The organism is Microcoleus sp. LEGE 07076, from assembly GCF_015207455.1.
Taxonomy (GTDB): Bacteria; Cyanobacteriota; Cyanobacteriia; order Cyanobacteriales; family Microcoleaceae; genus Microcoleus.
Map to the genome: position 1 here is coordinate 1 of NZ_JADEWV010000325.1, position 4,691 is coordinate 4,691.

Annotated in this window: 4 protein-coding genes and 1 pseudogene; all 5 read right to left on the reverse strand. The window is 42.8% G+C overall.

Annotation, left to right across the window (positions count from 1 at the left end):
- A pseudogene (locus IQ270_RS28305) lies at nucleotides 1-782 on the reverse strand (hypothetical protein); the annotation flags it as partial.
- A 4-nt stretch (nucleotides 783-786) separates the two neighbouring features.
- Complete coding sequence (locus IQ270_RS28310; RefSeq protein ID WP_193976453.1) at nucleotides 787-1,704, reverse strand: hypothetical protein; 918 nt, start codon at nucleotides 1,702-1,704, stop codon at nucleotides 787-789.
- Complete coding sequence (locus IQ270_RS28315; RefSeq protein ID WP_193976454.1) at nucleotides 1,705-2,580, reverse strand: hypothetical protein; 876 nt, start codon at nucleotides 2,578-2,580, stop codon at nucleotides 1,705-1,707.
- Between the two features lie 19 nt (nucleotides 2,581-2,599).
- The gene (locus IQ270_RS28320) at nucleotides 2,600-3,340 is read right to left on the reverse strand and encodes a hypothetical protein (protein WP_193976455.1); all 741 of its coding nucleotides are present in this window, start codon (nucleotides 3,338-3,340) and stop codon (nucleotides 2,600-2,602) included.
- A 12-nt stretch (nucleotides 3,341-3,352) separates the two neighbouring features.
- A partial coding sequence (locus IQ270_RS28325) for a type IV secretory system conjugative DNA transfer family protein (protein WP_193976456.1) occupies nucleotides 3,353-4,691 on the reverse strand: 1,339 nt, incomplete at its 5' end.

Below are 4,691 nucleotides of genomic sequence, written 5' to 3' on the forward strand. Positions count from 1 at the left end.
TCCGGCTTGACCTTATCCCGGCTAATCAAACCTTTGATTGCCGATTTAATCTCGTACTCCCTGGCAATGGGAGCGGTATATTGAGGGGTGCTAGCCATCGCCCTCTGCAACAATTGCTCGGCTTTTTCGCTAGCGGGCTGAATCACCAAAAAACCTCTGGGTTGCTCCAAGGCTTCTACTTGAAATGCCCAGGCGACAAGCTGATTGCTTGCTCTGGCTTTTTCCGTCGCCATTTGATTGAGAATCCATGTGGTACACGCCTTCCCAAAAGGAACAATAACTGGAGCATCATTAGCCCGTAATTGTTCAAGTTCTGAACCTAGAGGAATTTGAGGTTGATTGGGAGCAGAGAATTGATTGGGCTGCCCTATATATTTCGTTTCAAAAGGGTCGAAAACAGGCATCCGTCCCCCTTTACGTTCAGACTCGATCCAAGCCAATATCTGCCACAAATTGCCCGCTCCTTTGCAGAGAAAGTAACGATACATGGAAGCGCTACGGCCGCGATCGTCTCCACCTCTGGTGACGACAGCAATGACTGACCAATTTTCGGTATCATCACTCACTTCGCGGCCAATGATTGCAGGATTGTCTCTGGATGCACCTTCAGCAACGGCAAAATCCCTGTTTCTAATGGCATTCTCAACAGCAGTAGGAAGGGGGTCAAGGGTTCTGTTTATATACTGGCCCGTAAATCCCCGCGATACCCATCCGCCGTCGGGGGTTCTTTCTGCTTGAATGCCGGTGCTAAATTCGTGAATTTCAAGAATTGGTGAGTTCATTTTTTTAGTCCTTATCTAATTCTTTGTGTCGTTCGCCGGTACAAAGCCAGTAAATGGGAGCTACTAAACCAAAAGGTCTCCAGCGTTTTGGGTCTTTAATACAAGAACTTGTGCCACCGCGATCGCGCTTTATCCGTACTGAATTTGGTTCTGGATACTTACTCCCCAACACACCGAAAGCAGAAGTAGTAAAGTAATCCACTTGACCGCCTCCCGTTTGTTGCCACGCTTGCAATTTCCTAAAAGTTTGAGGAAAACGAGCTTGGGCTAATTCTCTTGGCTTGTGGCGGTTCACCCACAATTCCGACTGTTCGCACTTAGTCATGACAAAAGCAATGCGTCGTTGGATTTTGCTAATATCAGTGCGATCGAGAGCTATTAAAAACTTATCCAGACCGTTAGCATATTCAGAATCTTTACGGTGACTTGTACCATCTGCGAGAAACATAATCCCATTTGCCAGTAAGCAATCTTCTAGATAATTTGTTAACTGTGAATCTCCGGTTTTGTGTAGCAAGTCGCTAAAAAATTCACCAGAATAGTCTCTGCAATTTATGTTTAGCTTGACAAGCTGTGGCTGCAAGGTAACTTTTGGCTCTTTCCAACTAAATTGCCCTTTAAGAACAATACTCAAGCTGTAATCCTGGACATCTTCTACACTTACCTTCAAATCGGTTTGTCCAAGCTGTAGTCCTTGCTCTAAAATATTTTGAGCATTCTCAACCAGTTCGTTGGTGTCATCATTGAGAGGCGTGACAGTCTGAACAGGACTAGAAGAATTCGCATTGGGCCAATAAGCTAGGGATGCCATGTAAGCCGTTTTGCCAGAAGCGCGATCGCCAATTACCCGGACTTGGGCACTACGATCGATCGGCTCAGAAACACTAGATTTTGTTGTTTTATTTTTATACCAATCGAACATTTACTTCACCTTTTCGTTTGATTTAGTAGTTTGACTCAGCCAATGAAGAGGCTCGATTAAGTTATAAGGTTTCCAACTCTTTGTATGTCTCAGAACCGAAGCTTTGCCATATTTTCCCCGTTCATCAATCCGATTCGGTCTGGGGTCATTTCTGTCCAATACTCCAAAAGTAGAAATGGCATAAAATCGTACAAGACTTTGGGAGAGAATTCTGCTGTTCCGTAAAGTATCGGTTGTGTTAGGGAGATGCAATCTAAATAAATCTGTTTCTGGATCTAACCTTCCCGACCAAAGTTCTCCCCTTTCAGACTTGCTCATAGCTACCGCCAGCCGGAAGTCTTTGGTACGATCGCGATCGTCCATCAAGTCTATAAATCTGTTCATCACTTTGTTGTACAAAGCGTCTGCTGCTCGATCCCATGCTGTGAGGAGAATTAAGCAACCTATTACATCCTTCATTAAACACTCATCAATAAACTCTTTGCAGATTTTTTGATCGGACCGATCGCGATCGGACTGATTGGGATCGGACTGATTGGGATCGGCTATTTTTTCAAATATCTCCCCTGGATAATCTCTCACGTTGAGCTGAAATGAATCTGGCTTCGTAAACCAAGAGTTGTGAATTTCAACATTAAAAGAATACAGTGGTAAATCATCAACTCCTTTTGTCATGCCACCTATTTTATTCGGTTCAAAAGAGGCTCCTTGACAAATAATATTTTCGGCTTTTTCTGCTATGTCTTTAGAATCATCTCCCAGAGGTTGAATGTTGAATTTTTTGGAATTTTTACTCGCTCGCATTTTGTAAGCTAAAGCTGCTAAGTAAGTTGTCTTTCCTGAATTTCTCGGCCCAATTATACAAATATTTCCCATGATGTTTACTCCTTTATTTTTATAAAAAGCTGCCTAGATAAATCCAAGGCAATTCCAATAAAGATCGATTATGAATGCTAGTAATGAAACAACGAATTGATAGCCCGGATACACTGCTATTAATTTCGTCAATTTGATGTTTAATCGGTCTAAAGTACCGTTGAAACACATAGGCATTCCTTTGCTGCCAGTTCATCCTAGACCGATGAGGAATATATTCTAATTGTGAGGCTTCTTTGTGAATGTCGCAAAAAAGATCGGCTTTGTTTAAACAAATTACTAAATGCCGTACTCTCGGACATTGGTAACGAAAGAAATCCACCCATCGATTAAATCGATTGCACCATTGCTCCTGAGTAATGAAATCTTCGGGGTTGACATCTGGTTTGAGGATTTCTCGATAGGGTGGAACAATCAGTAAAATACCTTCACTTTGGAGAATTGTTTCTAGAAAAATGTTCCATTCCTTTGGATTTGCTGATTGCCAACTATTTCGCCATATCTCCCCTGGGGTATCCAGCCAATCTAAAGTAATTTGCTTTGATGTTACTAATTGAACCTGAATTTGCATTTGTCTTTGGTAAATTGCTTGGATTGCATCTGTTGCCTTTGTTCTTCCCAAGCTTTCGTCATATAGATTTTTTTTGAGAGTTTCATAATCATCATTAATAACTTTGACATAGTTATTTTTCGGATTAACTAGCTCCAATACCAAAGAAGTTTTACCTGTTTCGCGATCGCCAATATAAATCACCCCCATTCTTATCACCTCCTACTGTGCTGAATAATCTGTTAAAAAAGGTTTAGTCGTCGGCGTTTGCGAAGCATTCACTCGGACAATCGCACTCAACCCACTTGGCATTGCAGCCAAAGGCCGATTGCTAATCTCCGAAATCCCCAAAATAGGAACTCGTTCGTAGCCGACACTTCTTGGATTAAAAGGACTGGGGCCAACCGTCCCTCCAGATACAGTCATAGTCATCACCTGCCTTTGATATTCTCCTAAAGGTTTACTCAGCCAATCCGCTGTTTTGTGACTCACTCCCTGCAAAAAGATTTGAGTCCGACAGTTGTTAAGTGCTGGCAAAGTTTTTTCAGGAAATTGGTCTATTGATTGGCACATCAAAAACACACCTGCTTTGGCATTGCGGCCAATTGCTGTTAATTCTTCATAGTCAATATTTTTTAAGCGAGGAGCTTCATCGCAGATAATATAAGTGGGCATCCAACTGTGCTGGGGATTTTTCATCCGCCGGTACATCACATTCATCACATAGCTAATCATTACTGCCGCCAAAGACGAGCCAAATTTGCCATCAGCGAGGGATTGACCGACTACTAAAGTGTGTCTGGAAGTGCCGTTTAAGGCTTGTAATAAAAAAATGGCGCTTGCGCCGTCGCAAATTCTTCTGACACCTGGATCTTTGAAGGGGCTGAGCTTATTTTGCAGGAAACTAATATCTAATCCAAAGCGATCGTCCGGGAGACTCAAGTATGAATAAAGATCGCAACCCCATTGAGAATTAGCTTGAGGCAAATTATTTAATAAACCTTCGACGGCATATCTGTCCATGACAAGAGCTGGTAAATCGCTAGGGTCAAGTTTGACTAAATTTTGCCGCCGCGCTTCCACAACTACTCCGAGAATGGCAGTCAACCACATGATGTCCCGCTTCCAGAAAGAGGCATTGGGGTCTGTGTCGTCAATATTGCCATAGAGAGCTTCTGCGATCGCCCTAATTTCCTTTTCAGTCCCAAATTTTTCCAATTCCTCCAAAAAGTTCCAAACAACTTGATTTTTGGTAGCACTCAAATCCCAGCAAACTAACTTTGACCCCGCACTACGAGCGAAGTTGGCAAGGCGATCGCCCAAAAAACCCGCTGCATCAACGCAAACCAAATTGCCTTTTTGCATCAAATTTTCAGCCGATTTCAGCAACAGTTCAGTTTTACCTGCTCCCGGCGGGCCGACAATTAAAACGTGCTGGTGTAAAAACTGGTTGGGAATCCAAACGTCAGTTGTCAACCTAGCTTTGCTGCGACTAAAAGTTACATACTTCCCCAGCCAAAAATCACCGTTTTTACCATCGCCATGCGCTAGGTTTTTGACA

Excerpts from the sequence above, each read along its gene's own strand:
- IQ270_RS28310 (WP_193976453.1), bottom strand. The coding sequence starts at position 1,704 with ATGTTCGATTGGTATAAAAATAAAACAACAAAATCTAGTGTTTCTGAG.
- IQ270_RS28315 (WP_193976454.1), bottom strand. The coding sequence starts at position 2,580 with ATGGGAAATATTTGTATAATTGGGCCGAGAAATTCAGGAAAGACAACT.
- IQ270_RS28320 (WP_193976455.1), bottom strand. The coding sequence starts at position 3,340 with ATGGGGGTGATTTATATTGGCGATCGCGAAACAGGTAAAACTTCTTTG.